A 26,363-nucleotide genomic window follows, 5' to 3' on the forward strand; every position below is an offset into this window, starting at 1 on the left:
CTCAGGAATCGGACCCGGGGAAGGGCCAAGCGTTGGGGCGGCAGGTCTTCCCGTCGGTCGTGAGGAACTTGGTCTGCTGCATCATCACGGGCGCGAGCGCGCCCTCCTTGGGGCAGGTCTCGTGGTCGTGGCCGAGGCGGTGGCCGACCTCGTGGTTGATCAGCATCTGCCGGTATTCGTGCATCCGGTCGCCGAAGGTCTGCGAGCCCTGGGCCCAGCGATATGCGTTGATCATCACCCGGTCGGTCGCGGCCGAGTCGCAGGAGACGTTGTCCTCCGTGGTGTCCAGGCCGGACTTGGCGCACCAGGCGGCCGTCGTCTTCGGGCTGGCGAGGGTGACGACGAAGTCGGCGTCGCCGGAGGAGACGCGTTCGAAGGTGCGCTTGCCGCCGTGGCCCCAGCTGTGGTCGTCGTTGAGGGTGCGGTGGACGGCTGTGGCGAAGAGCGAGCCGTCGAACGGCAGCCCCTTCTCCACGTCAACGCGGTACCGGAGAACATCACCCTTACCGGGGGCCTTGTCATGGCCCGCCACGGTCACGAATTCACCCGAGGCCCCGGCGTCGGCCTCCAGCGGGTACTTCTTCGCCATCTTCTGCTCGTACGTGGCGGGCACCTCGGCACCGCCCTTGGGCGTGGGCCTGCTGTCGGAGCGCGAGGCCGCCTCGGGGTCCACGCGCTTGCCGACGTCCGCGGCGCGCGCCCGTGCCGCGTCGTCCCCGCCGTCGCGCAGCTGGGTGGTCACCGTCACCGCGAGGACGGCCGTCACCACGGCCGCCGCGACGCCGATCACCGTCCGCCCGCGTCCGCCGCGGGCCCCGGCATCGCGGACCGCCGCGCGCCCGCCCTCACGGCGGGGCCGGGGCGGGACGGGCGTCACGGGCGGAGCGGCGTCGGCCGACGGTGCGGAGGCGGGGGCCGGGACCGTGCGGAGCGGGTCACCGTGGAGGGCGTCGTCGGTCGCGTATCCCGTGGTGTAGCGGGTGAACCCGGCCGGCGGGGCGGCGGGCTCGGCCGCGCCGGGGGCCGCCTGGGCGCGCTGGGCGCCGATGACGCCCCAGCCCAGCACCGGCTCGCGCGGCTCGGCCGCCGCCTGCGGGGTGAAGCCCGAGCTGTAGCCCGCGTGGTAGCCGGCGTCGTACTCGCGGTCGAAGCCCGCGTCGAAATCGGCGGCGAGCTCCGCGGCCTCCCTGCCGGAGGCGGTACCGCGCCGGCGCCCCGGGCCGGGACCGGGCACGGGCTGCCCGGCGTCGGGCAGCGAGGCCGCGGGGCCGGGCCCGCCGTCGGTGCGGCGGCGGCCCGAGCCGGGGGCCGCGCCCGCGGCGCCCCCGTAGGGGGGCCGGTCGGCGCGTGCGCTGTGTTTACCCACGGGGCGGGGCGCTCCGTTCCGGTGTCGGTGTCGTGGCGGTGTCCGCGAGCAGTTCCCGGAAGGCGCGAGCCACCGTGTCCGGGTCCTCCATCATCGCGACATGCCCCGCCTCGAGAAGCGTCAGCAGCCGCGAGTCGCGGAAAGCCTTGCTCGCGCGGCGGGCCATGCGGATGGACACGAGCTGATCGCGCACTCCGTACACGAGCAGAGTAGGGGCAAGGACCTTCTCCGCCTGACGCCACAGCGAATGCTGTCCGCCGAGCGTGTACGCGTCGACGATGCCGCGCGCCGAACGGGCCATGACGTCCCAGAAGTAGGGGAGCCGCAGGCGCCGCTCGTATTCGGCGACGGCCAGGGCGAAGCCCTCGGGCGTCACCCGGGCGGGGTCGCCGTAGCAGAGGGCGAGCACCTCGCGGGTGCGGCGCTCGGGCGTCCACTCCTTCGTCATCCGGGCGAAGAGGGAGACGACGCCGGGCACGGCGAGCAGCCCGGTGGGCACCGCCGTGCGCTGGGGGCGCAGCTCGGGCAGGGCGGGCGAGACGAGGGTGAGCGTGCGGACGAGATCGGGCCGCACCGCGGCGACGCGGGTGGCGACGGCGCCGCCCATCGAATTGCCGAACAGGTGGACGGGGCCGCGGCCGCCGGCGTCGAGGTGGCGGATGACCGCGCGGGCGTACCCCGTGATGGAGTAGTCGCCGTCCTCCGGCGGGGGCGCGTCACCGAAGCCCGGCAGGTCGAGGGCCTCGCCGTCGACGGTGTCGGCGAGCTTGTCCATCAGCTCGGACCAGTTCTGCGAGGAGCCGCCGAGCCCGTGGACGAAGAGCGCGGGGGCCAGCCCGGCGCGGACGGGCGGGCGGGCGCGGACGGTCAGCGTGACCCCGGGCAGGGCCACCGTGCGCAGCACCTCCCCCGGGCTGACCCGCGAGGACCGCGTGGGCGGCACGACGGGCACGGCACCGGTGTCCGGCGACTCGGTCGATGACATGCGGGCAATGTTACGAGACGATCACGCCGGGACCCTTGTGGCGGGGGTCACAGATCGCCTGGCGGTGCGGGGCACTCTCTCCTAGGCTGCCCAACAGGGAGTATCAAGGAGTAAGAGGGGCGCTCATACCGGATACCGGAAGGGATCCCACTCATGCCTGTCGACCCGACCGACCCGGACACCTTCGAAGAAGCGGACGAAGAGGAGGTCGCCATGGAGTTCGACGCGGAGACCCCGGAGGCGGACGCCGCCGAGCAGCACGCGGACCTGTCCCCGCACGAGGACGACCCGCTGACGCACGTCGACCCGGCCGCGGCGAACGAGGCGGACCGTGCGGAACAGGCCCGGGTGGTGGAGCTGGACGAGGACGACTACCGCTGACCCGCGGGGCACCTGTGCCGATAATCGGCGATTTGTCGATTTCCCACAGCGTCCGGTCCGTGAAATTCTCCGCTCCGACCGCGCACGCCCCGGTTACCCAAAAGTACGATGGCGGGCGCGTGCACACCGGGCACCTCCCGGCTGCCGCCGGGGGGAGCACAAAAAACGACATGGGAGGCGGCGTGACAGCCATCGAGCAGACCGAGGCGCGCCCGCGGGGCACACGCCTGCCGCGCCGAGCCCGACGCAATCAGCTCCTGGGCGCGGCCCAGGAGGTCTTCGTGGCGCAGGGGTACCACGCCGCCGCGATGGACGACATCGCCGAGCGCGCGGGCGTGAGCAAGCCGGTGCTCTACCAGCACTTCCCGGGCAAGCTGGACCTCTACCTGGCCCTGCTGGACCAGCACTGCGACAACCTGCTCCAGGCGGTCCGCACGGCGCTCGCCTCCACCAACGAGAACAAGCTGCGCGTGGCGGCCACCATGGACGCCTACTTCGCCTACGTCGAGGACGAGGGCGGCGCCTTCCGGCTGGTCTTCGAGTCCGACCTCACCAACGAGCCGGCCGTGCGCGAGCGCGTCGAGCGGGTCTCGCTGGAGTGCGCGGAGGCGATCAGCGAGGTCGTCGCCGAGGACACCGGCCTGTCGAAGGACGAGGCCATGCTGCTGGCCGTGGGCCTCGGCGGCGTCTCCCAGGTGGTCGCCCGCTACTGGCTCTCCAGCGAGAGCGCCGTGCCGCGCGAGACGGCCGTCCAGCTGCTGACGTCGCTGGCCTGGCGGGGCATCGCGGGCTTCCCCAAGGTCGCGCCCGAGTAGCCCCGGCGGGGCTCCGGCCGCCGTGCCGCACCCCGCGGCCGGGCGTGTCCCGTGTGTTCGCTGCGAGCGTGCGGACGGGGCCCGGCGGACCGCCCGTACCGGGCTAATGTGTGCAACGTACGGCGCGGCTGGTCCGCGCACCCCTCCCCTGGGCTCAGCCATGGGGGACCCCAACCTTCGGAGGGACAGACCGTGGAGGTCAAGATCGGCGTGCAGCACGCGCCCCGCGAGATCGTTCTGGAGAGCGGGCTGGCTGCCGAAGAAGTCGAGCGCATGGTGGCCGAGGCGCTCGCCGGCAAGTCCGCGCTGCTGAGCCTGACGGACGACCGTGGCCGCAAGGTCCTGGTGCCGGCCGACCGCCTGGCGTACGTGGAGATCGGCGAGCCGACGACCCGTAAGGTCGGCTTCGGCGCGATGTGACCCGCTGCCCGGCGGAATGCGAACGGCGGGGCCCCGGTGTGGAATTCACCGGGGCCCCGCCGTTGTTCGTATCCGGTACGGGGCCGGCGACAGGGGCGTACCGGGATCGTGGCCGAGGGTTGCCCGGGGCGGACCCGGGGTAAGACCGCTACGACCGATTTGCACCCCGCTTCTCGGCCACCTCACTGGGAGGGTATTGAGCATGATCCTCTGGGAAGCGCTCGGCTCGGTCCTCATCGGCCTCGCCGTCTCCTACGCGGCCCTGCGCTGGCTTCCCGCGCGCTTCGGGCAGATCCGTTCCCGGGGCCTGGCCCTGTCCACCGGGCCGGGCGCGGCCCTCTTCGGCGCCCTGCTGGGCCATTCCGTGCTGGGCCCGGGCCACACCCTCGCCACGCTGGGCGTCTCCCTGGGCGTCTGCGTCGCGCTGCTCTCGCTGCTGCTGCGCCCCACCGGCCGGCCCCGCCGCTCGGCCACGGCCTGACGACCGCGGGCCCGCGACGGGATACCGGTGGTGAGCGTTGACCGTCCCGCTGCTCCGGCGCCTGTTATGCCGCCAGGCCCAGCGCGGCCATGCGCTTGGTGTGCGCCTCGGTGATCCGGGAGAACATCTTCCCGACCTCGGCCAGATCGAAGCCGTCGGCCACCCCGCCCACGAGCATCGTCGACAGGGCGTCACGGTCGGCGACCACGCGCTGCGCCTGCGAGAGCGCCTCGCCCATCAGCCGGCGCGCCCAGAGCGCGAGCCGCCCGCCCACGCGGGGGTCGGCCTCGATGGCCGCCCGCACCTTCTCGACCGCGAACGAGGCATGGCCCGTGTCGTCGAGCACGGCCAGCACCAGCGCCCGGGTGTCGGAGTCCAGCCGCGCCGCCACCTCGCGGTAGAAGTCACTGGCGATGGAATCGCCCACATACGCCTTGACCAGGCCCTCCAGCCAGTCCGAGGGCGCGGTCAGCCGGTGGAACTCGTCCACACCGGCGGCGAAGGGCTCCATCGCGGGGGTCGGCGGCGCGTCGATCGCCTCCAGGCGGTCCCGCAGCCGCTGGAAGTGCTGGAACTCGGCCGCGGCCATCTTGGCCAGCGCGGCCTTGTCGTCCAGGCTGGGCGCGAGCGCGGCGTCCTCCGCCAGCCGCTCGAAGGCGGCCAGCTCACCGTAGGCGAGGGCGCCGAGCAGATCCACGACGGCCGCCCGGTACCGCGGGTCGGCGGAGGCCGTGGCCCAGTCCTGGGCGGCGATTCCGGTGGGCTCGGTGGCGTTCTCGGGTGTGTCGGGCGTCTCCATGCAGCGAACGATAGCCCGCCGTACGACACGGCGAACCCCCTGGTCAGACAGTTCATCCCGATCCGGACACGGGATTGTCCGGACACACATGCGCCTTTCCGGGGTACAGTGCTAATAGGCCAGCCGAGTATTCGGCCGGCCCACCTCATGCTGTGTCTTCTGGAGGCAGGTCTCCAGGACTCCAGCGGATGCCCGGTCGGTGGCCCGATCGGCTTCCACACAACCGACCGCCCTCCGCGGGGTGCGCACGAGTCGTGCGTACCTGGAGGGATCCGCTCGCGGCACGTGTGCTCGAGCGAAGGCAGTGGTCCCGCGCCGCGCCCGGCCCCATCCGGTGGCCGGCTCAGTACCCCGGCGCGGTCCGTACGTCCCTCACGTACGACCCCCTTCGCCGCCTCGCGCCGCGTCTCACAGAAGAGGCAAGACTCTGTCCACTTTCCGCGATCTTGGGATTCTGTCCGAAACCGCCGAGGCCCTCGAGGCCGTAGGCATCGTGAATCCGTTCCCCATCCAGGAGATGACGCTTCCGGTCGCCCTCTCGGGCTCCGACGTCATCGGCCAGGCCAAGACCGGCACCGGCAAGACCCTGGGCTTCGGCCTGCCCCTGCTGGAGCGCGTCGTCGTCCCCGCCGACGTGGAGGCCGGCCGGGCGAAGCCCGAGCAGCTGACCGACGCCCCGCAGGCGCTCATCGTGGTCCCCACCCGTGAGCTCTGCCAGCAGGTCACCAACGACCTCCTCACCGCCGGCAAGGTCCGCAACGTCCGCGTCCAGGCGATCTACGGCGGCCGCGCCTACGAGCCCCAGGTCGAGGCCCTCAAGAAGGGCGTCGACGTCATCGTCGGCACCCCCGGCCGACTGCTCGACCTCGCCGGCCAGAAGAAGCTGAACCTCGCCCACGTCAAGGCGCTCGTCCTCGACGAGGCCGACGAGATGCTGGACCTGGGCTTCCTGCCCGACGTCGAGCGCATCATCACGATGCTCCCGGCCAAGCGCCAGACGATGCTCTTCTCCGCGACCATGCCGGGCGCGGTCATCTCGCTCGCGCGTCGCTACATGTCGCAGCCCACGCACATCCGCGCCACCTCGCCGGACGACGAGGGCCAGACGCACGCCAACATCGCGCAGCACATCTTCCGCGCCCACAACATGGACAAGCCGGAGATGGTCGCCCGCATCCTGCAGGCGGAGGGCCGCAACCGCGCGATGATCTTCTGCCGTACGAAGCGGACGGCCGCCGACATCTCCGAGCAGCTCACCCGGCGCGGTTTCGCCGCCGGCGCCGTCCACGGCGACCTCGGCCAGGGCGCCCGCGAGCAGGCGCTGCGCGCCTTCCGCAAAGGCAAGGTCGACGTCCTGGTCTGCACCGACGTCGCCGCGCGCGGCATCGACGTCGACGACGTCACGCACGTGATCAACTACCAGACCCCCGAGGACGAGAAGACCTACCTCCACCGCATCGGCCGCACGGGCCGCGCGGGCAAGTCGGGTACGGCCGTCACGCTGGTCGACTGGGACGACATCCCGCGCTGGAAGCTGATCAACAAGGCGCTGGAGCTGTCGTTCGACGAGCCGGAGGAGACGTACTCCACGTCCCCGCACCTGTACGAGGCGCTGGGCATCCCCGCCGGCACCAAGGGCATCCTGCCCCGCTCCGAGCGCACCCTCGCCGGCCTCGCGGCCGAGGAGATCGAGGACCTCGGCGAGGTGGGCGGCGGCCGTGGCCGCGGGCGTGACGGCGGCCGTCGTGGCCGCGACGGTGGCCGCGACGGTGGTCGCGATGCCGGCCGTGACCGCGATCGCGATCGCGTGGAGGAGGAGCGTCCGGCCCGTACGCCGCGCCAGCGGCGCCGCACGCGGGGCGGAACGGCGCTCGGCGCGGACGCTCCGGCGGCCGCGGCGACCGTCGCGCCCGTGGCTCCGGCGGAGCCGGCCGCGGTGACCGAGGCCGTGTCGGGTGCGTCCACCGCTGTGTCCGGTGCCCCGGAGACCCCGGCGCGTCCGCGTCGCCGTCGCCGCACGCGTGGCAGTGCGGGTGGCGGTACGGGTACGCCCGTCGCCGCGGCGCCCGCCGCCGTGACCGCCGCGCCGGCCCCGGCCGCCGCGCCGGCTGCCGCCCCGGCGGCGGAGCCCAAGGCTCCGGCCCGTCCGCGCCGCCGCGTGCGGCCGGTCGTCGCCCCGGTGAACGACGCCCTTGACTTCCAGACCGTCGAGAGCGCCGCGGCGGCCCTGGCCGTCCCGGCCGCCCGCGTGGCGGAGGCCGTGGAGACGGTGGCCCCGGTGGACACCACCGAGGCGAAGCCGAAGCGTGCCCGTACCCGTACACGCACGGCCAAGAAGGCCGTCGCCGCGGTCGAGACCGCCGAGGTCGTCGAGACCGTCGAGGCCGTCCAGACGGCAGAGGTGGTGGCGGAGACCAAGCCGGCGCGCAAGCGTGCGACGGCGAAGACGGCCGTCGTGGACGCCGTCGAGGTCGCGGAGGCCGCGCCCAAGCGCACCCGCGTGACGGCGAAGAAGACGGAGGCCGTCGCCGAGGCCGCCGAGGTGGTCGCGGACGCCGTCGAGGCGACCGAGGCGAAGCCCCGACGCACCCGCGCCACGGCCAAGAAGGCCGTCGCCGAGGCCGCCCCCGAGGCAGCGGAAACCGCCCCCAAGCGGACCCGCACGACCGCGAAGAAGGCTGCCGAAGCCGCTGTCGACACCGCCGAAGCGGTGGAGGCCAAGCCGAAGCGCACCCGCGCCACGGCGGCGAAGGCTGCCGAAGCCGTCGTCGACACCGCCGAAGCCGCCGAGGCGAAGCCGAAGCGCACGCGCGCCACGGCGGCCAAGGCCCCCGCCGACGCAGCCGAGGCCGAGGCCAAGCCGAAGCGCACCCGCGCGGTCAAGACCGCCGAGGCGGTCACGGACGCCGTCGAGGCGACCGAGGCGAAGCCCCGACGCACCCGCGCGACCGCCAAGAAGGCCGTCGCCGTCGCCGAGGCCGTCGACACGGCCGAGGTCGCGGCGACCAAGCCGAAGCGCACCCGCGCCACGGCGGCCAAGGCCCCCGTCGACACCGCCGACGCGGCCGAGGCCAAGCCCAAGCGCACCCGCGCCGCGGCCAAGAAGGTCGCCGACACCGCCGAGGCAGCGGAAACCGCCCCCAAGCGGACCCGTGCCACCGCGAAGAAGGCTGCCGAAGCGACGGCCGACGTCGCCGAGGCCAAGCCGAAGCGCACCCGGAAGGCAGCGGCCCCGAAGGCCGACGCCTGATAGCAGGTCCGCGCTGACGCGCGTCGCCCCCGAGCGCCGGGGCGGGCTGATCCCAGCCCGCCCCGGCGCTCGTGTTTCGGCACGAAGGGGCCCGGGGGTGAAGCCCCCGCAAACAGCCCCGGCACCCGGAAAGGGCCCCGCCCACCTCCCGCGCTAGCCTCGTGCCATGAGCCGGCCCCCCTTCCTCGCCCTCCCGCCGTGCGCCGAGGCATACCTCCTCACCACCGCCCGCGGGGAGTTCGCCGTGCACGACGCCCGCCCGGCCCCCACGAGCCGCGCCCGTGGCACCGCCCTCCTCGTGCCCGGGTTCACGGGCAGCAAGGAGGACTTCATCGCGCTGCTCGAACCGCTCGCCGCGGCCGGGTTCCGGGTCGTCGCCGTGGACGGGCGGGGGCAGCACGAGAGCCCGGGCCCGCGCGACGAGGCCGCGTACGCGCAGGACGAGTTGGCCCGCGACGTCCTCGCGCAGGCGGCCGCGCTCGGCGGCGACGTGCATCTGCTCGGGCACTCGCTCGGCGGCCTGATCACCCGCGCCGCCGTCCTCTCGGACGCGTCGCCCTTCCGCTCGCTGACCGTCATGAGCAGCGGCCCCGGCGCGATCTCCGACTCGCAGCAGGCCCGTACGCGGCTGCTCGTCCAGGCCCTCGGCCTGCTGGACATGGAGAGCGTCTGGCAGGAGATGCAGCGCGAGGGGGCGGAGGCCGCGGCGGCCCTCGACACCCCCGCCGAGCTGACGGAGTTCCTCCACCAGCGCTGGCTGCTCACGGTTCCCGAGCAACTGATGGCCACCGGCGTGCAGTTGACGGTCGAGCCGGACCGCACCGCCGAGCTGGCGCGGGTGCCGCTGGCCAAGCACGTGGTGTCCGGGGAGCTGGACTACGCCTGGCCGGTCCCGGAGATCGACGCGATGGCCGAGAAGCTCTCGGCGGTCCGTACGGTGATCCGGGGCGCGGGCCACTCCCCCAACGCCGAGCGGCCCGCCGCCACGGCCGAGGCGCTCGTCCGCTTCTGGAACGACGCGGCCCGGAACGACGCGGCCTAGCCCGCCCTCTGCGTGACCGTGAAGAGGCCGCCTTCGGGGTCCCGCAGGGTCGCCTCGCGGCCCACCCGTGAGCGGGACGGCTCGGCGACGACCGCGCCGCCCTCGGCGAGGGCGGCCTCCACGGCCTTCTCGACGTCGTCCACGCAGAAGTACACGTGCCAGCGGGGGCGGATGCGCGGGTCGGGGTCGGCCTCGACGGCCCCGCCGCGCAGGGAGGCCACGGTGCGGCCGCCCGCGCGGACGGTCACGGCGTCGTCCTCGTAGCGGACCTCGCAGCGGCCGGGGCGGTCCATCGCCCAGTCGAAGATCTCGCCGTAGAACATGGCGGCCGCGAAGGCGTCACGGGTGCGGAGCTCCAGCCAGGCGGGCGCGGAGCCGGAGCCGATCCGCCAGCCGGGGAGGTTCTCGCCCTCCCAGAAACCGAAGACGGCACCCATCGGGTCCGCCGCCAGGACGACCCGGCCGCGGCCGACCGCGAGCGGGCCCACGGCGACCGTGCCGCCGCGCTCCCGGACCCGGGCGGCCACCATGTCGGCGTCGTCGACGGCGAAGTACGAGGTCCAGGAGACGGCCACGCCCAGGCTGCTGGCGGCGTCGCTCAGCCCGGCGACGGGTTTGCCGTCGGAGATGGCGACGGAGAAGCCCTCGCCGAACGACCCGGCCCGGAACGTCCAGCCCAGCACGGCCGCGTAGAAGTCCTGCGACGCCTTGAGGTCGGCGGTCAGCAGGCTCACCCAGCAGGGCTGTCCCAGCCCGGCACCCTCCGTGGCCGCCATCGCCGATCGCCTCGTTTCCGTGTCCGGGAGTCTCCAGGGTTCCACTCGCTCCCCCCGAACGCACTCCGGCACGCGCGGCCGGCCCCACTCATTAGCCACGTTAAAAATTTCTTTAGCGTAGGGAATGTTTCGAGGGTTAAACTCGTTGGACACTCTTGGAACGCGCGCCGCAATGTCGCCGCGCGCGTCACTGTTCACAGTTCTCCGCAGGAGGATCAGACGAAGGGAGAAGCCTTGCGCTTCGAAATCATGCGCCTGGACGACGTCGACGGCACCGCCGTCGACAGCACCGTCGTGGACGCCGCCTCCGTCAACCGGATCGTGCAGCAGGCCGCTTCCATCGGCCAACGCATATACATCCGCCCGGCCGACTCCTCGGTCCGGTAGCGCCGACGCGCTCCGGAAAGCCGAACGCCCCCGTACGACGACCGTACGGGGGCGTTCCGCATGTGCGCGGAAGCGGCTCAGTGGTGCTGGATCACCTGGGTGATGCCGTTGATGATCTGCTGGACGGCCAGCGCCGAGAGCATCATGCCGGCGAGCCGGGTCACCAGGACCACACCGCCGTCCTTGATCACACGGATGATGTGGAGCGAGTTCCGCATCACCACCCACAGCACGACGTGGATCGCCGCGATGGCGCACCACACCGAGACCTGCGAGGCGACCGAGTCGGCGCGCTGCACGGCGAGGATCACCGAGACGATCGCACCGGGGCCCGCCAGCAGCGGCATGCCCAGCGGCACGAGCGCCACGTTGACGTCCTTGGTCTGCTTGGGCTCCTCCGACTTGCCCGTGAGGAGGTCCAGCGCGACCAGCAGCAGGAGCAGTCCGCCCGCGATCATCAGGGCGGGGGTGGTGATGTGGAGGTAGTCGAGGATCTGCTTGCCGCAGATGCCGAAGAGGGCGATCACGCCGAAGGCGACCGTCGCCGCCTGCCAGGCCATGCGCCGCTGGACCTTGGCCGGGCGGCCCGCGGTGAGGGCGAGGAAGATCGGCGTGATCCCGGGCGGGTCCATGATCACGAACAGGGTGAGGAAGAGGGAGCCGAAGACAGCGATGTCGAACACGTGAGGCCTTGCGATTGCGGAGCGAGCAGGAGCGGTGGGGGGAGGTAGGAGGGGCCCGGGCCGGGGAGGGCGTGCGCGAACGGCTCGTACGCCTCGGACGATCGCCGCGTACGCGTCGACGCGGTGCGGGGGAAGGGACGTACGGGCGCGCTCGCCCGCCCGTGGACGTCCATGGACGGACGGCCGGGACCGGAGCGCGAAGTGGTCAGCCGCCGGCGCCCGGGACGGGGAACGCGCCCGTCGCACGGCGCGTGATCTCCCCGTAGATCTCCGGGTCGGTGGTGAACTCGCCGAGGCGGCAGCTCTTGCGGCTGCCGTGGTAGTCGCTGGAGCCGGTGGGCAGCAGGCCCAGGTCGGCGGCGAGGCCGCGCAGCCGGGCGCGGGTGGCGGCGTCGTGGTCCATGTGGTCGACCTCGATGCCGTCCAGGCCGGCGGCGGCCAGCTCGGCTATGCCCCGCTCGTCGACGCAGCGGCCGCGCCCCCGGGCGAGGGGGTGGGCGAGCACGGTGACGCCGCCGGCCGCCTTGACCAGGCGGATCGCCTCGAAGGGGTCGAGCTCGTGCTTCGCGACGAAGGCCCGGCCGTCACCGGCGAGCCACTCGGAGGTGAAGGCGTCGGAGACGCTGTCGATCACGCCGAGCTCGATCATGGCCGTGGCCACGTGCGGGCGGCCGACGGCCCCGTCGCCGGCGATGCGCGCGACGCGCTCCCAGGCGACGGGCACGCCGAGCTCGTTGAGCTTGGCGACCATGGCGCGGGCGCGCGGTTCGCGGTCGTCGCGCACGAGCTCGCGCTCGCGGGCGAGCTCCGGCTCATGGGGGTCGAAGAGGTAGGCCAGCATGTGGACGCTGAAGCCGTCGGGGCCGTCGAAGCGGCAGGAGAGCTCGGCGCCGGTGACGAGGGTGAGCCCGGCGGGGAGGGCCGCGATGGCCTCGGCGTGGCCGCCGACCCCGTCGTGGTCGGTCAGCGCGACGACGTCCAGCCCGGCGGCGGCTGCGTTCCGGACCAGCTCGGCGGGGGTGTCCGTACCGTCCGAGGCCGTGGAGTGGGTGTGCAGATCGATGCGCACGACACGACTCCCCACAGCACCGGAACACGACAGGACCGATTCAGGATAACGGTCGTGGGAGGGGTGGTGCGGAGCACCGGTTCAGGGCGACAGGATCCGCGGCGACAGCGCCCCGCACGGCAGGAGGTCGACCTCCGCCCCGGCGTCCCGCAGATCCGTCAGCACGAGCTCGTCGTACATCAGCAGCCCCGACCGCTCGGGCCACACGATCGCCCAGAGCCACAGCCCCCGCGCCTCGCCCGCGAAGACCGCGCGGTCGCCGGGGGCGCCCTCGACGTGCCAGAGCGGCGTGGGCCGCCCCGCCGCGTGGACCTTGGCGTGCGGCGAGAGGTCGACGCGGAGGTACGGGCCGGGGTCGGGGCCGTCGACGCCGGCGTAGCGCGCGCCGAGGCCGACGCCGAGTTCCTCGGCGACGAGCAGCAGCTCGCCGGGGCCGCCCAGCGGGCTGGGCCCGGAGCAGGCGACGGCGGTCGCCCGCGCGCCGGAGCGGTCGTCGCCCGCGCAGGCCACGCCGGTGAAGAGCCAGCCGACGGGCAGGGGCCAGGGCATCCAGACCGGCACCCGGGCGCGCCCCACCGCGACGCCCAGTGCCTCGACGCTGGGCGGGACGACCGGCTGCAGAGGGTGCACGGTGCCGTGCACGGCGCACTGCCACGAGTCGGCGAAGAGACCGGGCGCGCGCACCCGGCCACCGCACTTCGGGCAACTGGGTTCGCCCCTCATAGCCTCCAACGGTCCTACCAGGGCGCCCCCGCGTCAAGGACGATCACCCGTCCGGAGTCGGGGCGTTCCCACCCTTCGGGACACCGGCGTCCGGCGGGCCGGCCGCCGTCAGTCGCCGAGCGGCACCCCGGCGCGCAGCGGGTCGCGCAGATCGGTGCCGTGCCGCAGCCACCGTTCCTCCAGGGCGGCGGCGCCCTGGACGCGCTTCCACGCGGCCTCGTTGGGCGTCATCGGCAGCAGGGGGAGGAAGCGGACGGGGTCCAGCGGGGCGTCGAGCTCCAGGTCCTCGACGAGGCCGCCGGACCCGGCGACGAGCACGGAGGTGAAGGGCGCCCCGGGCCAGAGCGGCTCTCCGGTGTCCAAGGAGGCGCCGGGTGCCACCACGAGCCCTTCCACCTGCGGCGACGCGGCGAGGACGGCGAGCGGGCGGAGCACCTTGTCCGTGTCGGCGCGGCCGGCGCGCACGGAGAGGACCAGCTCGGCACGGGGGCCGCGCAGGGGGTCGGCGAGGGAAGCCGTGGGGTCGGTCATGGGGTGGGCGGACATGCCGAGGGTGGCGTAGCGGACGATGTCCCCGGCGTCGTCGGAGGCAGCGAACCGGAGGACCTCGATCCGGTCGGTGCCCAGGAAAGTGATCGCGGCGCGCGCGTCGGGTTCACCGAGGGCCGTCAGCAGCCGGGCCTCGACCAGTGCGAGAACGTCTGACATGCAGTGAGCATAGAACGCGTATCGAACAGGCAAAGCGGGGCCTTGACGTGTCGGGCGACTGCTAGCCTTGACTCGCCTCGGCCTCTGGTCCAGGCGTGACGATCGTCCCTTACGCGGGGACCGGCCGGAGGAGGTGGGGCTGCGGTGGATCCTAGTCGACCGTGCAGTACCGACAGTTCTCCCGTCTCCTCGCCCCGGACGCGCGTCACCCCGTGACCCGAGGCCTTCCGTGACCGGCCCTTCTCGCCGGATCGAATCCCGGAAGTCCCTTCACGCCCGCGGCACTTGACGGAAGAGCGCCTGCCCTCGCTTTGTTCCGTGTTCTCCGCAGTCCTCTGCGAACTCTCCGCGAACTGTCGCCGGTCGCACGCACCGCGCGAAGCGCCACCTGATTTGCGGACGTGCTCCCCTGCGCCCAGGGCGCCCGGCCACGTCCTCCTTCCAGGCAGCGTTGCGCCCGCGTCGTGGCCGGCGGCCGGCCCGTGAAGGAGCCAGCCATGTCGATGATCCGTGACCTGCGTGCCGTAGTCCGCCCCGCCCTGCGCCGGGTGCCCGACAAGAGCGGCGGTGGCGGCTACGGCACCACCCGTGACGCCTCGGTCAGCAGCGCCGTCGTGGACAGCGCCGTCTATCGCGACGGCAAGCGGGTCAGCGAACTCATCAGTCCCGCCGAGGCGCTGCGCCGGGTGCGGAACTCCGGCGGGTTCGCGTGGATCGGGCTGCACGAGCCCACGGAGGCGGAGTTCGCGGGGATAGCCCGCGAGTTCGGGCTCCACCCGCTGGCCGTGGAGGACGCGGTCCACGCCCACCAGCGGCCCAAGCTGGAGCGCTACGACGACACGCTCTTCACCGTCTTCAAGACCATCCACTATGTGGAGCACGCCGAACTCACCGCCACCAGCGAGGTGGTGGAGACAGGTGAGGTGATGTGCTTCACGGGCCCGGACTTCATCATCACCGTCCGGCACGGCGGCCAGGGCTCGCTGCGCGCCCTGCGCCACCGGCTGGAGGAGGACGACCAGCTGCTCGCCAAGGGCCCCTCGGCCGTGCTGCACGCCATCGCCGACCAGGTGGTCGACGGCTACATAGCCGTGGCCGACGCCGTGCAGGACGACATCGACGAGGTGGAGATCGACGTCTTCTCCGAGCCCAGCAAGGGCAGCCGGCGGGGCGGCGACGCGGGCCGCATCTACCAGCTCAAGCGCGAGGTGCTGGAGTTCAAGCGCGCGGTCACCCCGCTGATGCGGCCGATGCAGCTGCTCAGCGAGCGGCCGATGCGGCTGGTCGACCCGGACATCCAGAAGTACTTCCGCGACGTCGCCGACCACCTGGCGCGCGTCCACGAGCAGGTGGTCTCCTTCGACGACCTGCTGAACTCCATCCTCCAGGCCAACCTCGCGCAGGCGTCCGTGGCGCAGAACGAGGACATGCGCAAGATCACGTCCTGGGCGGCGATCTTCGCCGTGCCGACGATGATCGCGGGCGTGTACGGCATGAACTTCAAGTACATGCCGGAGCTGCAGTGGAAGTACGGCTACCCCACGGTCATGGTGGTCACCGTCGTGATCTGTTACGCCATCCACCGCGGCTTCAAGAGGAACGGCTGGCTGTAGCGGCTAGACCCCGGACTCCGGTGGGACCGGGGCCTTCTTCCGGCCGCCCATGATGACCAGCGCCAGGCCCGCCATGATCACGGCCAGCGCCGGATACGCCACGACGGGCGGCTCCTGCCCCAGCCACAGCGCCGCGATCAGCGCGGCCCCCGGCGTCTCCAGCAGGATCGCCGTGGACGTGACGGACGGGCCCAGGCCCTTGACCACCCTGTTGATCAGCGAGTGGCCGAGCAGCTGGGCCGCGACCGTGAGCACCGCCAGCTTCAGCCAGGTCTCCCCGCTGTAGCCGCCGAGGGACACTCCCCCGCCCAGGCACGCGGCGAGCAGCAGCACGGTCGTGGTCGTGTAGCAGATGGAGGTGTAGGCGACCGTGCCCACCGTCCGGCGCACCTCCGCGCCCAGCAGGACGTACCCGGCGGCCGCGACGCCGCCCGCGAGCGCGAGGCCGTCCCCGGCGAGGGCGCGCGGGGAGAGGGACAGGTCGACGCCCGTGAGCGTCAGCACGCCGAGGAAGGCCAGCGCGGTGCCGGCCCAGACCAGCGCTGGCGGACGGTGGCCGCGCAGCCGCAGCAGCAGGGTGGTCCAGATGGGCGTGGTGGTGACCAGCGCCGTGGACGAGGCGACGGAGGTCATCTGGAGGCTGGGCAGCCAGACCCCGAAGTGGACGGCGAGCAGCGCCCCGGCTGCGACGGCCAGCAGTGCCGTCCGCCGGCCGATGCCGCGCAGCTCGGCGCGGTGGCGGGGGCGGAGCAGGACGACGGGGGTGAGCGCGCCGACGGCCATGGCGTTGCGCCAGAAGGCGATGGCCAGGGCGGGCGCGGCGGTGGCCGCGATCAGCGGCGCGGAGAGGGAGACGCCGGCGATGGCGACGGCGAGGAGGAGGAGTTCGGTACGGACGGACGCCCCCGGTGCGCCGGATACGCCGGGGGCCTCCTCCGGGCTCGCCGGTCCGGTGGTCGTCCTGGGCGTCGGTATCGCGTCTCGTCGCGCGCGGGCAGCACTCACGGACCCAGCCTAGGCGCGTGCGTAAGGTAGGGCGCATGACGATGACGCAGGCGCTGATCGAAGAGGCCACGAAGAAGTCCGGCCTCATCTGGGTGAAGGGTCCGGCCGGGCCCAGCCGGGCGCTGTGGCACGTCTGGCACGAGGGTGCCGCGCACCTCGTGGGCGGTCCGGGCGAGCAGCCCGTGGACGAGCTGGGGCTCGCCGAGGGCGCGACGGCCACGGTGACCGTGCGCAGCAAGGACAAGGGCGGTCGGCTGGTCTCCTGGACGGCGTCGGTGAGCGAGCTCCCGGCGCGCGGGGAGGAGTGGGCGGCGGCCGTCGCCGAGCTGAAGGGCAAGCGGCTCAACGCGCCCGACGCGGAGCGGCTGGAGGACCGCTGGGCGGAGGAGTGCCGGGTGCTGCGGCTGACGCCGTCCGGGGCCACCGCGGAGCTGCCGGACGGTTCCCTGGTGGCGGTTCCGCTGGCGACGCCGGCGACGACGCGCGAGCCCATGCCGGCGGCGCTGCCGCGGCTGCTGCGCCGGGGGCGCCGCGCGGGGCGCTGAGCGCCACCCCGTACGTCACGTGCCCGGGTTCGCGCCTTCTCCCGAAGAGCCCGCTCCCGAGGACGGGAGGGTGCCGCCCGAGGGGATGCGCAGCTGTTTGCCGTAGTCGACGGTCTGGTTCTTGTCGGGGACGGCGAGGGCGAAGTCCTTGCCCCAGCCGTCCAGCTCCAGCTGGCCCGCGCCGCCCGCGCGCTGTACCCGCACGGGATACGGGGTGCCGGTGAGGGAGACGTCCATCGTGCCGCCGCCGCCCTTGGCGCCCGCGACGCGGATGGTGCGGACGCCGCCGACCGTGCCGTGGTCGCCCCGGGCGAGGGTGCCGTGGAGGGCGAGGAGGCCGTCGAGGAGGACGTCCTTGTCGGTGAAGCCCCGGAACTGCTGGTAGGCGGGGTCGTCGCCCGGCACCTTGACGTACTTGTCGTCGAGCTTGCCGGCGGCGGCCGCCGCGTCCGGCTTGGCCGTGGCGCCGGCGGCGGGGGCCTTCGAGGGCGCGGGCGTGGATCCCTTGGCCCAGAACCCGGCGGGCGCCTTGAGGTAGAGGTCGTCGCCCACGCGCAGCAGCTCGAAGGAGCTGGCGGCGGAGGAGGACACCCGGCCCGTGCCGCCGTTCTTCTTCAGCCGCATGTCGATGCGGTAGGTGCGGCCCTGGCTGACGACGTTGCCGGACAGGTGGACGGCATCGGCGCCGCGCGCGGCGGCGCGGGCCTTGTCCTGGATGGCGGCGGGTTCGAGTTTGCCGACGCCGTTGGTCCCCGCGTCCGGGTCCTCGGCTCCGCCGCCGCAGGCCGTGAGCACGGCCGACAGGCCGACGCACAGGGCTCCCACGAGAGCCGCGTTCCGCGTTCGCACCTGTCGCTCCTGTCCTCCGGTCACCGGTGGGCTACGGCGCAGCGTACCCGGGCCGCCGACGGGCGGAAGCGGGGAGTCCGTACAGGATCCGTAGACGCTCCGTACGGCGGTCTCTCCCGCGCCCGGCGAAGCCGGTCACGCTAGCCTGAATCGGACACCACCCGGCGTGGGAGGAGGTACGCGGCCATGGCAGCAGGCGCCCCCCGGGTGTTCGTCTCGCACATCTCGGGCGTGGCCGTCTTCGACCCCAACGGGGACCAGGTGGGCCGGGTCCGCGACGTCGTGGCGATGCTGCGCGTGGGCAAGCGGCCGCCCCGGGTGCTGGGGCTGGTCGTGGAGGTGGTCAGCCGGCGGCGGATCTTCCTGCCGATGACCCGGGTGACCGGCGTGGAGTCCGGGCAGGTCATCACCACGGGCGTGGTGAACATGCGGCGGTTCGAGCAGCGGCCCACGGAGACGCTGGTCTTCGGGGAGCTCTTCGACCGCCGGGTGCGGCTCGTCGAAACGGACGAGGAGGTGACCGTCCTCGACGTGTCCATCACCCAGTTGCCCGCCCGCCGGGACTGGGAGATCGACAAGGTCTTCGTCCGCCGGGGCAAGGGCGGCGCCCTGCGCCGCAAGGGGGAGACGCTGACGGTGGAGTGGTCCGCCGTCACCGGTTTCTCACTGGAGGAGCACGGCCAGGGCGCCGAGAACCTGCTGGCCACCTTCGAGCGGCTGCGCCCCGCCGACCTGGCCAACGTGCTCCACCACCTCTCCCCCAAGCGGCGCGCCGAGGTCGCCGCCGCCCTGGACGACGACCGGCTCGCGGACGTCCTGGAGGAGCTGCCGGAGGACGACCAGATCGAGATCCTCGGCAAGCTGAAGGAGGAGCGGGCCGCCGACGTCCTGGAGGCCATGGACCCCGACGACGCGGCCGACCTGCTCTCCGAGCTGCCGGAGGAGGAGATGGAGCGGCTGCTGACGCTGATGCGGCCGGACGAGGCCGCCGACGTGCGGCGGCTGATGTCCTACGAGGAGCTGTCGGCGGGCGGTCTGATGACCACCGAGCCGATCGTGCTGCGCCCGGACGCGACCGTCGCCGACGCCCTCGCGCGGGTGCGCAACCCCGACCTGTCCCCCGCGCTGGCCGCCCAGGTGTACGTGTGCCGTCCGCCGGACGAGACGCCGACGGGCAAGTTCCTGGGCACCGTGCACTTCCAGCGGCTGCTGCGCGACCCGCCGTTCACGCTCGTCGGCTCGATGACCGACACCGAGCTGCGGCCGCTGCCGCCGGACATGCCGCTGCGCGCGGTCACCAGCTACCTGGCGACGTACAACATGGTCGCCGTGCCCGTCGTGGACGAGAGCGGCTCGCTGCTGGGCGCGGTGACCGTGGACGACGTCCTCGACCACCTGCTGCCGGACGACTGGCGGGAGACCGAGCTCCACCACGGCGCGTTCGGCATGGACCTCCAGGGCGGTGAGCCGTGAGGCCCGGGGACCGCGACCGGGCCCGCGCCACCGCGCCCGCGCTGCGCCCCGACCGGTCCGCCGACCGGGCCAAGGCCGAGTCGGCGGCGGTGCACCCGCACGCCCACCCGCCGCAGCGCGCCCGGCTGGACCTGCCCCGGGTGAAGCGCTCCCGCTGGCTGCCGGAGTACGACCCGGAGGCGTTCGGGCGGATGTCGGAGCGGATCGCCCGTTTCCTGGGCACGGGCCGCTTCATCGTCTGGATGACGGTCGTCATCGTCCTGTGGGTCGTGTGGAACACCTCGGTCCCCGGGCACCTGCGGTTCGACCGCTATCCGTTCATCTTCCTGACCCTCGTGCTGTCCCTCCAGGCGTCGTACGCCGCCCCCCTGATCCTGCTGGCGCAGAACCGGCAGGACGACCGCGACCGGGTCAACCTGGAGCAGGACCGCAAACAGAACGAGCGCTCCATCGCGGACACCGAGTACCTGACGCGGGAGATCGCCGGGCTGCGGATGGGCCTCGGCGAGGTCGCGACCCGGGACTGGATCCGCTCGGAGTTCGAGGAGCTGGTCAAGGAGCTGGAGCAGCGCCGGGTATTCCCGGCGGAGAGTGAGGAAGGCGACCGCTGAGAGGCTTTCCCGAGGCCCTGTGCCGAGCCGTACCATCGGAGCTATGGCTACCGACACGTACGACACCGCCGCGCCGAGTGAGGACGCGATCCGCGCCGCGCTCGCGACGGTCAACGACCCCGAGATCCAGCGCCCCATCACCGAGCTGGGGATGGTCAAATCGGTGGGGATCGCGGCGGACGGCACGGTCGCGGTGGCGGTCTATCTGACGGTCGCCGGCTGCCCCATGCGCGACAAGATCACCTCGATGGTGACCGAGGCCGTCTCGCGGGTCGAGAACGTCACGGGCGTCACCGTCGAGCTGGACGTGATGAGTGACGAGCAGCGCCGCGAGCTCGCGTCGTCGCTGCGCGGCGGCCAGACCGAGCGCGAGGTGCCCTTCGCCAAGCCCGGCTCGCTGACCCGCGTCTACGCGGTCGCCTCCGGCAAGGGCGGCGTCGGCAAGTCCTCGGTGACGGTCAACCTGGCCGCCGCCATGGCGGCCGACGGCTTGAAGGTCGGTGTCGTGGACGCCGACATCTACGGCCACTCGGTGCCCCGCATGCTGGGCGCGGACGGCCGTCCCACCCAGGTCGAGAACATGATCATGCCGCCGTCGGCGAACGGTGTGAAGGTCATCTCGATCGGCATGTTCACCCCGGGCAACGCCCCGGTGGTCTGGCGCGGCCCCATGCTCCACCGTGCCCTCCAGCAGTTCCTCGCGGACGTCTTCTGGGGCGACCTGGACGTCCTCCTCCTCGACCTGCCGCCGGGCACGGGCGACATCGCCATCTCGGTGGCCCAGCTGGTCCCCAACGCCGAGATCCTCGTGGTGACGACCCCTCAGCAGGCCGCCGCCGAGGTCGCCGAGCGGGCCGGCTCGATCGCCGTGCAGACCCACCAGAAGATCGTCGGCGTCGTGGAGAACATGTCCGGGCTGCCGTGCCCGCACTGCGACGAGATGGTCGACGTCTTCGGCACGGGCGGCGGCCAGAAGGTCGCCGACGGCCTCACCCGCACCACGGGCGCGACCGTGCCCGTGCTGGGCTCGATCCCGATCGACGTCCGGCTGCGCGAGGGCGGCGACGAGGGCAAGCCGGTGGTCCTGAGCGACCCCGACTCCCCGGCGGGCAGCGCGCTGCGCGCCATCGCGGGCAAGCTCGGCGGGCGGCAGCGCGGCCTGTCGGGCATGTCGCTGGGCATCACGCCGCGCAACAAGTTCTGACCCTCACGGGTGTGCGGAGGGCGGCCGGCGGATTCCGCCGGGCGCCCTCCGCGCGTCTGCGGGCTACTTCTCCTGGTGGCCCAGGTCCTTCACGGTCGCCGTCGCGGCGTTCCGCTTCACCGACTCGATGCCCTTCTCGCACGCCGCCCGGCTGTTGTAGGCCTCGCCGACGGCGATGATCTCGCCGTTGCCCGCCTTCAGCCGGTAGCGGTAGTGGCCCGCCTTGTCCTCGTACATCTCGAACCTGCCCGGCATGGTGCGTCACCCTCTCGGAAGTCGGCCCCCTGCGGGCATTCAAGCCCGGCCCCACGAGCCCCGCAGCCCGGGGCGGCCCGACGGGTGACCCGGCCGGTCCGGCTCAGTCCGCTTCGTAGACCCTGATGTCCGGGATCACCGCGAAGCCCATGCCGTACGCGCTCATGCCGCGCCCGTACGCGCCGATGTGGACGCCCTCCGCCGAACCGGCGAGCACCCAGCCGTACTCCGACTCCCGGTAGCGGAAGTCCGTGGGCACCCCGTCCACCGGGAGCGACAGCGTCGACCAGGCCGATTCCTCCAGATGGTCGGCGAGCTCCCAGGCGAGGGCCGTCTGCTGGTCCAGCCAGTCCTGGCGCAGGGCGCGCTCCATCTGGGAGGGCCAGGTGCACGCCAGCAGCCCCGAGCCGGCCAGCCAGGCGGCCGAGGAGACCGAGGTGGCCTCCAGCACGCCCGTGCCGTCGGCGCTGCGCCGCACCGGGCGGCTGGCGACGGTGACCACGACCGCGAAGCGCTGGGTGGCGGTGTCGTGCTCGATGCGGCCCATGCGCAGCTGCGGCTCGGCGCCGTGGCCCGTGGAGCCGTGCTCCACCGTGCCGTCGGCGGCGGCGCCTACCTGCATCAGCCAGCGCGGCCCGGTGTAGGCCTCGTCCAGGCCGTACCACGGGAACGACGCCAGGAGATAGCCGTCGACCGAGCGCCGGTTACCGGACCCGCCCTGCCCGTCCGGCGTCCCCGCGGCGGACGCGTCGGCCTCGCCGGCCCCTCGCGCCCCTACCCGACTCGTCGTCTCCATCTGCGCGGCGCCTCCTCATAGCCCCGACGTCCTGGGCGCGCCGGGCCCTCGTTCCCGGCCGCACCCCAAACAAAGGGAGGATAGCCACCCCCGTCAATGGGGCCCCGCATCGACGGGCTCAGGTGGCGTCGGCGTCGTACGGAGGACGCTCTCCCGGCTGAAGGCCGCTCTCGCGCTTCTTGAGCAGGTCCGGGGTGCCGGAGCCGCCGGCGGAGGTCGAGGACGAGGGGGCCGTCCGGCCGTGGGCCGTGTCGCTGACCTCGGCCATCTCGGCCATCTCGGACTTGAAGTCGAAGCCGTTGCGGATCTCCTTCAGGCCCAGCTCGTCCTTCTCCAGCACGTGCTTGCGCACGAACGTCTTGGGGTTGAGGTCCTCGAACTCGAAGTCCTTGAACTCGGGGCCGAGCTCGGAGCGGATGTCCTCTTTGGCGTTCTCGGAGAACTGCCGGATCTTGCGCAGCGTGCGCGACACGTCCTGGATCATCTTCGGCAGCTTGTCGGGACCGAAGATGAGCACGGCAAGGACGATGAGCGTGATCAGCTCGAGGGGTCCTATGTCGAGCACGTTGCTCAGCTCCTTGGGGGCGTAGACGGCCGGGGCGGCCGGGTATCACGGTACCTGGCCCGGTGGGGGCGACGGGAGACACGACGGTCAAAATCGGGCGAAGGTTCGGAGACCGGTGAGTGGGCGGTGGGCGGCCGATGGGCGGCCGACGCCGCCGTCGGCCGCTGGTCAGCCGCCGATCAGCCGCTGGTCGCGGAGCCCAGCGTCAGGCGGACGGTCTCCTCCCGGCCGTCCCGGTCAAGGGTGAGGGCGAGGCTGTCGCCCGGTCGGTGACCGCGGATCTTGACGATCAGCTCCTGGGCCGCGTGCACGGGGACGCCGTCCACCTTCCTGATGACGTCCTTGGGCCGGATGCCCGCCTTGTCGGCGGGGCCGCCGGGGGTGACCGCCGGGGTCCTGGAGCCGTCGGTGTTCACCCGTGCGCCGTCACCCGCATAGGCCATGTCGAGTGACACGCCGATCACCGGATGGGTGGCCTTCCCGGTGTTGATCAGCTCCTCGGCGACGCGACGGGCGGAGTTGATCGGTATCGCGAAGCCGAGGCCGATGCTGCCGCCCTGGCCGCCCGCCCCGCCGGACTCGGCGTCCCCGACGGAGCGGATGGCGCTGTTGATGCCGATGACCCGGGCCTGGGAGTCCACCAGGGGGCCGCCGGAGTTGCCGGGGTTGATCGGGGCGTCGGTCTGGAGGGCGTCGACGTAGCTGATGTCGGCGCCGTCCTGCTTGCGGCCGCCCGCGGTGATCGGGCGCTCCTTGGCGCTGATGATCCCGGTGGTGACGGTGCCCGCGAGGTCGAAGGGCGCGCCGATCGCGATGACGGAGTCGCCGACGCGCACGGAGTCGGAATTGCCGAGGGCGAGCGGGGTGAGGCCGGACACGCCGGACACCTTGATCACGGCGAGGTCGTAGCCGCCGTCGCGGCCGACGAGCTCCGCCTTGGCGGTCTGTCCGCCGTTGAACGTCACGGATATGGAGCCGCCGCCGGACGCCGCGGACTGCACGACGTGGTTGTTGGTGAGGATGTGCCCCTTCTTGTCGAGCACGAAGCCGGTGCCGGTGCTCTGGTCGCCGCCGCCGCGCACATGGATCGTGACGACGCCGGGCAGCGCCCGCGCGGCGATCCCGGCGACGCTCCCGGGCGCGCGGTCGGCGCTCCCGGCCCCGGCCTGCGGCAGCGTCACCCGCCCGGCGACACCGCCGTCCCGCTCCAGGTACATCCCGATCCCGCCGCCGATCCCGCCTGCGACCAACGCCACGACCACGGCCCCGCCCACGATCCGGCTCCGGGCCACGGTCACCTGCTTGACGGGCTCCGGCTTCCCGTACGCGGGCAGCGCGCCGCCGACGGCCCAGGGGTCGTAGCCCCACGGGTTCGCCTCCGGCGCGGGGTGCGCGGGCGCCTCCGGTGCGGCGTGCGTGAACGCCTGCGGCGCCGGGTGCGGGACGTGGTCGGCGGCCGGGCCGACGGGCGGCAGCGGCCGCGTGGCCGGTTCGTCGGGCGCGCCGACGGGCGGCGTGGTGTCCACCGTCGCCTGCGACGGCAGTGGCTGGGTGGCCGGCTCGGCAGGCGGCTGCGGCGCGTACGCCGCGGGGGGCACCGGGGGCGGCGTCGCCCCCGGCACCAGCGGGGTGCCCTGGGGCGGGGTGAGGGTGGGGCGTTGGACCGGGGGTGCCGGGGCCCAGGGGCCGGGGCGGCCGTAGGGCGGGGTGCTGTACGGGTCGGGGGCGTGCAGCGGCGCGGCGGGGGTGTCGCCCGGGCCCGCGAGCGGCTGCGGCGGGACGCCCTCCGGCGTACGGCGGCGGTGCCACCAGTGCGGCTTGGGCGCGGATGCCCGTGCCTTCCCCTCGTCCATTCCTCTCCCCACCGTTCGTCGCGGAGGCGCGCATGCCGGAAACACGCGCGCCCCACAGACGATTACACCAGGTCCCCGGCCGGGTGCGGAGGGGGGAGCCCGCCGGGATCCCGGCGGGGATCCCGGCTGTGATCAGCGGGGCTGTACCGGCGGCCGGGCCTGCGGCTGCGCGGCGAGGGTCGCGGGCCTGCGGACCATCGGCGGCAGCAGCCGCGCGCCGGAGGGACGCAGCAGGGAGACGCCCGCGGCCAGCGGGGCCGCGAACGTCGCCGACAGCTCCTGCGCCGCCGGCTGCGCCCGGCCCAGGTCGCGCTGATCGCGCTGGTCCAGGGGCACGCCCTGCGCCGAGCCGAGGGAGCTCGTGGCCGCGCTGGTGCCGTCGCTGCGGGCCTGCCGCGACGCCACGGGCGTCTCCAACGGCTGCGCCCCGGCCAGGGCTATCGCGGCCAGCGAGACCGCTCCGGCCGCCGCGAAGGCGAACCGCCGGCCGCGCGAGCCGCCCTGCCCCACCGGGTGGGTGCGGAAGCCCCGGTCACGCGGCTGGGGGGCGACCGCCGGAAGCAGGGCGAAGGCCTCCGCCCCGGCGCCGAAGGCGCCTCTTCCCACGGCCGGGGGGCCGCCTTCGCCCTCGTCACCGGACGGCCCGGACAGCCCGGAAGGCCCGGGCGGGCCGCCCATGCCGCCCGGCAGCCCTTGCAGCCGGGCGAGCAGCGAGTCGGAGAGCGGAGGCGGCGCGGCCTCCGCGAACACGCTTTTGAGCCGACGCTGCGCGTCGGCTTCCGCTTTGCAGGTCCAGCAGGTGGCGAGGTGCGCCAGCACCCGCTCCCGAGAATCGTGCCCCAACTCCCCGTCGACGAGGGCAGCGAGGCGGTCGCCGAGATGGTGCTCGGCGGGGGACTGACCGCCGGAGGTGGTCACGCGATCCCGACCTCCCCACCGAGAGGAACGCCGGCGGCCGGCACCGCCACCGCGCGCTGCTCGGCCCGGGCGGCGGGCGAGCGGTGCTGGAGCGCCTTGCGGAGGTGGGAACGGCCGCGGTGGATACGGCTGCGCACGGTGCCGAGCTTGACGCCGAGGGTCGCGGCGATCTCCTCGTAGGAGAGCCCCTCGATGTCGCACAGGACGACCGCGGCGCGGAACTCCGGCGCGAGGGTGTCCAGCGCCTGCTGGACGTCCGCGTCGAAGTGGGTGTCGTTGAAGTGCTGCTGGGGGGACGGCTCGCGGCTGGGGAGCCGCTCGGCGGCGTCCTCGCCCAGCGCGTCGAAGCGGATGCGCTGACGGCGCCGGACCATGTCCAGGAACAGGTTCGTGGTGATGCGGTGCAGCCAGCCCTCGAACGTCCCCGGGGTGTACGTGGACAGGGAGCGGAAGACGCGGACGAAGACCTCCTGCGTGAGGTCCTCGGCGTCGTGCTGGTTGCCGGTGAGGCGGTAGGCGAGGCGGTAGACCCGGGCGCTGTGCGTGCTGACGATCTCCTCCCAGCTGGGAGGAGTCCACGCCTGCGCGTCCGCGTCGGTGGCGAAGGTCGCGGTGTTCGCGGTACGGGCGGCGGCGTTGGAACGGTCAGCGGTGTAGGTCACGGATTTCGGCTCGGGAGCGGACCTGCGGAGGCGCCTGAGCACTCCGCGACGGTCGCCGACCGCAGCCGCACCTCCCCTGTCGGCTCTGGTGGTGTCCAGTGGAGCCCCTACCATATCCACCTCGCCCGT

Annotated in this window: 28 protein-coding genes; 12 read left to right on the forward strand and 16 right to left on the reverse strand. The window is 73.5% G+C overall.

Annotated features, from left to right (window positions below; genetic code table 11):
• Position 1: 1 nt before the first annotated feature.
• Positions 2-1,366, reverse strand: a complete 1,365-nt coding sequence (locus tag ACX9I7_RS16630; RefSeq protein ID WP_387566552.1) for a DUF3152 domain-containing protein — start codon at positions 1,364-1,366, stop codon at positions 2-4.
• The gene (locus ACX9I7_RS16635) at positions 1,359-2,351 is read right to left on the reverse strand and encodes an alpha/beta fold hydrolase (protein WP_387566555.1); all 993 of its coding nucleotides are present in this window, start codon (positions 2,349-2,351) and stop codon (positions 1,359-1,361) included. Before ACX9I7_RS16635 ends, ACX9I7_RS16630 begins: the two co-directional genes overlap by 8 nt.
• A gap of 153 nt (positions 2,352-2,504) precedes the next feature.
• Between ACX9I7_RS16635 and ACX9I7_RS16640 the strand changes: the two genes are divergently transcribed.
• The 4 genes from ACX9I7_RS16640 to ACX9I7_RS16655 all read left to right on the forward strand — a co-directional run bounded on the left by ACX9I7_RS16640 (position 2,505) and on the right by ACX9I7_RS16655 (position 4,448).
• Entirely contained in the window at positions 2,505-2,732 is a 228-nt protein-coding gene (locus ACX9I7_RS16640; RefSeq protein WP_126915904.1) for a hypothetical protein, read from the forward strand.
• A 182-nt stretch (positions 2,733-2,914) separates the two neighbouring features.
• The gene (locus ACX9I7_RS16645) at positions 2,915-3,547 is read left to right on the forward strand and encodes a TetR/AcrR family transcriptional regulator (RefSeq protein WP_126915903.1); all 633 of its coding nucleotides are present in this window, start codon (positions 2,915-2,917) and stop codon (positions 3,545-3,547) included.
• A 192-nt stretch (positions 3,548-3,739) separates the two neighbouring features.
• Entirely contained in the window at positions 3,740-3,967 is a 228-nt protein-coding gene (locus ACX9I7_RS16650; protein WP_126915902.1) for a DUF3107 domain-containing protein, read from the forward strand.
• A gap of 202 nt (positions 3,968-4,169) precedes the next feature.
• A complete protein-coding gene (locus ACX9I7_RS16655; RefSeq protein WP_189451565.1) occupies positions 4,170-4,448 on the forward strand; it encodes a hypothetical protein in 279 nt (92 codons plus the stop codon).
• A 64-nt stretch (positions 4,449-4,512) separates the two neighbouring features.
• Here ACX9I7_RS16655 and ACX9I7_RS16660 read toward each other — a convergent pair whose 3' ends face one another.
• A complete protein-coding gene (locus tag ACX9I7_RS16660) occupies positions 4,513-5,247 on the reverse strand; it encodes a ferritin-like fold-containing protein (RefSeq protein WP_126915901.1) in 735 nt (244 codons plus the stop codon).
• A gap of 517 nt (positions 5,248-5,764) precedes the next feature.
• On the opposite strand from ACX9I7_RS16660, the gene ACX9I7_RS16665 reads away from it, so the two are divergent.
• Together ACX9I7_RS16665 and ACX9I7_RS16670 are read left to right on the forward strand one after the other, a co-directional pair.
• Positions 5,765-8,497, forward strand: coding sequence for a DEAD/DEAH box helicase (locus ACX9I7_RS16665; protein WP_459387794.1), 2,733 nt, complete (start codon positions 5,765-5,767; stop codon positions 8,495-8,497).
• Between the two features lie 166 nt (positions 8,498-8,663).
• Complete coding sequence (locus tag ACX9I7_RS16670) at positions 8,664-9,539, forward strand: alpha/beta fold hydrolase (RefSeq protein WP_459387784.1); 876 nt, start codon at positions 8,664-8,666, stop codon at positions 9,537-9,539.
• On the opposite strand, the gene ACX9I7_RS16675 is transcribed toward ACX9I7_RS16670, so the two are convergent.
• Positions 9,536-10,315, reverse strand: a complete 780-nt coding sequence (locus ACX9I7_RS16675) for a VOC family protein (protein WP_387566563.1) — start codon at positions 10,313-10,315, stop codon at positions 9,536-9,538. The genes ACX9I7_RS16670 and ACX9I7_RS16675 overlap by 4 nt on opposite strands.
• Positions 10,316-10,549: 234 nt before the next feature.
• On the opposite strand from ACX9I7_RS16675, the gene ACX9I7_RS16680 reads away from it, so the two are divergent.
• Positions 10,550-10,702 carry a hypothetical protein gene (locus tag ACX9I7_RS16680; protein ID WP_164737832.1) on the forward strand — a complete coding sequence of 51 codons (153 nt, stop codon included), beginning with the start codon at positions 10,550-10,552 and terminating at the stop codon, positions 10,700-10,702.
• Between the two features lie 77 nt (positions 10,703-10,779).
• Here the strand turns inward: ACX9I7_RS16680 and ACX9I7_RS16685 are convergent, their stop codons facing one another.
• The 4 genes from ACX9I7_RS16685 to ACX9I7_RS16700 form a co-directional block, all read right to left on the reverse strand.
• Positions 10,780-11,385, reverse strand: coding sequence for a MarC family protein (locus tag ACX9I7_RS16685; RefSeq protein ID WP_126915897.1), 606 nt, complete (start codon positions 11,383-11,385; stop codon positions 10,780-10,782).
• Positions 11,386-11,590: 205 nt separating this feature from the next.
• The gene (locus tag ACX9I7_RS16690) at positions 11,591-12,454 is read right to left on the reverse strand and encodes a PHP domain-containing protein (protein WP_459387785.1); all 864 of its coding nucleotides are present in this window, start codon (positions 12,452-12,454) and stop codon (positions 11,591-11,593) included.
• Between the two features lie 81 nt (positions 12,455-12,535).
• Positions 12,536-13,177: a DUF6758 family protein gene (locus tag ACX9I7_RS16695; protein WP_126915895.1), complete on the reverse strand. Its 642-nt coding sequence runs from the start codon at positions 13,175-13,177 to the stop codon at positions 12,536-12,538.
• Positions 13,178-13,285: 108 nt separating this feature from the next.
• Positions 13,286-13,885, reverse strand: coding sequence for a suppressor of fused domain protein (locus ACX9I7_RS16700; RefSeq protein WP_358624256.1), 600 nt, complete (start codon positions 13,883-13,885; stop codon positions 13,286-13,288).
• A 497-nt stretch (positions 13,886-14,382) separates the two neighbouring features.
• Here ACX9I7_RS16700 and ACX9I7_RS16705 point away from each other — a divergent pair, with 497 nt between their 5' ends.
• Entirely contained in the window at positions 14,383-15,498 is a 1,116-nt protein-coding gene (locus tag ACX9I7_RS16705; protein WP_459387786.1) for a magnesium and cobalt transport protein CorA, read from the forward strand.
• 3 nt (positions 15,499-15,501) lie between these two features.
• Here the strand turns inward: ACX9I7_RS16705 and ACX9I7_RS16710 are convergent, their stop codons facing one another.
• Positions 15,502-16,503, reverse strand: a complete 1,002-nt coding sequence (locus tag ACX9I7_RS16710) for a DMT family transporter (protein ID WP_459387787.1) — start codon at positions 16,501-16,503, stop codon at positions 15,502-15,504.
• Positions 16,504-16,538: 35 nt separating this feature from the next.
• Here ACX9I7_RS16710 and ACX9I7_RS16715 point away from each other — a divergent pair, with 35 nt between their 5' ends.
• Complete coding sequence (locus tag ACX9I7_RS16715) at positions 16,539-17,048, forward strand: hypothetical protein (RefSeq protein WP_126915892.1); 510 nt, start codon at positions 16,539-16,541, stop codon at positions 17,046-17,048.
• Positions 17,049-17,063: 15 nt separating this feature from the next.
• Here the strand turns inward: ACX9I7_RS16715 and ACX9I7_RS16720 are convergent, their stop codons facing one another.
• Positions 17,064-17,897: a hypothetical protein gene (locus ACX9I7_RS16720; RefSeq protein ID WP_387566578.1), complete on the reverse strand. Its 834-nt coding sequence runs from the start codon at positions 17,895-17,897 to the stop codon at positions 17,064-17,066.
• A gap of 186 nt (positions 17,898-18,083) precedes the next feature.
• On the opposite strand from ACX9I7_RS16720, the gene ACX9I7_RS16725 reads away from it, so the two are divergent.
• The 3 genes from ACX9I7_RS16725 to ACX9I7_RS16735 all read left to right on the forward strand — a co-directional run bounded on the left by ACX9I7_RS16725 (position 18,084) and on the right by ACX9I7_RS16735 (position 21,185).
• Positions 18,084-19,370: a magnesium transporter MgtE N-terminal domain-containing protein gene (locus ACX9I7_RS16725; RefSeq protein WP_189451573.1), complete on the forward strand. Its 1,287-nt coding sequence runs from the start codon at positions 18,084-18,086 to the stop codon at positions 19,368-19,370.
• Between the two features lie 89 nt (positions 19,371-19,459).
• Complete coding sequence (locus tag ACX9I7_RS16730) at positions 19,460-19,981, forward strand: DUF1003 domain-containing protein (RefSeq protein ID WP_387567304.1); 522 nt, start codon at positions 19,460-19,462, stop codon at positions 19,979-19,981.
• 43 nt (positions 19,982-20,024) lie between these two features.
• A complete protein-coding gene (locus ACX9I7_RS16735) occupies positions 20,025-21,185 on the forward strand; it encodes an Mrp/NBP35 family ATP-binding protein (protein WP_387566581.1) in 1,161 nt (386 codons plus the stop codon).
• Between the two features lie 63 nt (positions 21,186-21,248).
• Here ACX9I7_RS16735 and ACX9I7_RS16740 read toward each other — a convergent pair whose 3' ends face one another.
• The 6 genes from ACX9I7_RS16740 to sigE all read right to left on the reverse strand — a co-directional run bounded on the left by ACX9I7_RS16740 (position 21,249) and on the right by sigE (position 26,348).
• The gene (locus tag ACX9I7_RS16740) at positions 21,249-21,440 is read right to left on the reverse strand and encodes a YegP family protein (protein WP_189451575.1); all 192 of its coding nucleotides are present in this window, start codon (positions 21,438-21,440) and stop codon (positions 21,249-21,251) included.
• Positions 21,441-21,543: 103 nt separating this feature from the next.
• Entirely contained in the window at positions 21,544-22,236 is a 693-nt protein-coding gene (locus ACX9I7_RS16745) for a hypothetical protein (RefSeq protein ID WP_387566584.1), read from the reverse strand.
• Positions 22,237-22,354: 118 nt separating this feature from the next.
• On the reverse strand, positions 22,355-22,801 hold the full coding sequence (locus ACX9I7_RS16750; protein ID WP_387566587.1) for a sec-independent translocase: 447 nt from the start codon (positions 22,799-22,801) through the stop codon (positions 22,355-22,357).
• 179 nt (positions 22,802-22,980) lie between these two features.
• A complete protein-coding gene (locus ACX9I7_RS16755) occupies positions 22,981-24,654 on the reverse strand; it encodes a S1C family serine protease (protein ID WP_459387788.1) in 1,674 nt (557 codons plus the stop codon).
• A 132-nt stretch (positions 24,655-24,786) separates the two neighbouring features.
• Positions 24,787-25,572, reverse strand: coding sequence for a zf-HC2 domain-containing protein (locus ACX9I7_RS16760; protein ID WP_459387789.1), 786 nt, complete (start codon positions 25,570-25,572; stop codon positions 24,787-24,789).
• Positions 25,569-26,348, reverse strand: a complete 780-nt coding sequence (gene sigE, locus ACX9I7_RS16765) for an RNA polymerase sigma factor SigE (RefSeq protein WP_126915883.1) — start codon at positions 26,346-26,348, stop codon at positions 25,569-25,571. Before sigE ends, ACX9I7_RS16760 begins: the two co-directional genes overlap by 4 nt.
• Positions 26,349-26,363: the final 15 nt, after the last annotated feature.

It is taken from the genome of Streptomyces sp. L500 (assembly GCF_054551825.1).

Bases quoted from the DNA above. Each gene is read 5' to 3' on its own strand.
- sigE (WP_126915883.1), bottom strand. From the start codon at position 26,348: ATGGTAGGGGCTCCACTGGACACCACCAGAGCCGACAGGGGAGGTGCG.
- ACX9I7_RS16635 (WP_387566555.1), bottom strand. From the start codon at position 2,351: ATGTCATCGACCGAGTCGCCGGACACCGGTGCCGTGCCCGTCGTGCCG.
- ACX9I7_RS16675 (WP_387566563.1), bottom strand. From the start codon at position 10,315: ATGGCGGCCACGGAGGGTGCCGGGCTGGGACAGCCCTGCTGGGTGAGC.
- ACX9I7_RS16660 (WP_126915901.1), bottom strand. From the start codon at position 5,247: ATGGAGACGCCCGACACACCCGAGAACGCCACCGAGCCCACCGGAATC.
- ACX9I7_RS16640 (WP_126915904.1), top strand. From the start codon at position 2,505: ATGCCTGTCGACCCGACCGACCCGGACACCTTCGAAGAAGCGGACGAA.
- ACX9I7_RS16700 (WP_358624256.1), bottom strand. From the start codon at position 13,885: ATGTCAGACGTTCTCGCACTGGTCGAGGCCCGGCTGCTGACGGCCCTC.
- ACX9I7_RS16665 (WP_459387794.1), top strand. From the start codon at position 5,765: ATGACGCTTCCGGTCGCCCTCTCGGGCTCCGACGTCATCGGCCAGGCC.
- ACX9I7_RS16655 (WP_189451565.1), top strand. From the start codon at position 4,170: ATGATCCTCTGGGAAGCGCTCGGCTCGGTCCTCATCGGCCTCGCCGTC.
- ACX9I7_RS16740 (WP_189451575.1), bottom strand. From the start codon at position 21,440: ATGCCGGGCAGGTTCGAGATGTACGAGGACAAGGCGGGCCACTACCGC.
- ACX9I7_RS16670 (WP_459387784.1), top strand. From the start codon at position 8,664: ATGAGCCGGCCCCCCTTCCTCGCCCTCCCGCCGTGCGCCGAGGCATAC.
- ACX9I7_RS16695 (WP_126915895.1), bottom strand. From the start codon at position 13,177: ATGAGGGGCGAACCCAGTTGCCCGAAGTGCGGTGGCCGGGTGCGCGCG.
- ACX9I7_RS16705 (WP_459387786.1), top strand. From the start codon at position 14,383: ATGTCGATGATCCGTGACCTGCGTGCCGTAGTCCGCCCCGCCCTGCGC.
- ACX9I7_RS16755 (WP_459387788.1), bottom strand. From the start codon at position 24,654: ATGGACGAGGGGAAGGCACGGGCATCCGCGCCCAAGCCGCACTGGTGG.
- ACX9I7_RS16715 (WP_126915892.1), top strand. From the start codon at position 16,539: ATGACGATGACGCAGGCGCTGATCGAAGAGGCCACGAAGAAGTCCGGC.
- ACX9I7_RS16725 (WP_189451573.1), top strand. From the start codon at position 18,084: ATGGCAGCAGGCGCCCCCCGGGTGTTCGTCTCGCACATCTCGGGCGTG.
- ACX9I7_RS16745 (WP_387566584.1), bottom strand. From the start codon at position 22,236: ATGGAGACGACGAGTCGGGTAGGGGCGCGAGGGGCCGGCGAGGCCGAC.
- ACX9I7_RS16735 (WP_387566581.1), top strand. From the start codon at position 20,025: ATGGCTACCGACACGTACGACACCGCCGCGCCGAGTGAGGACGCGATC.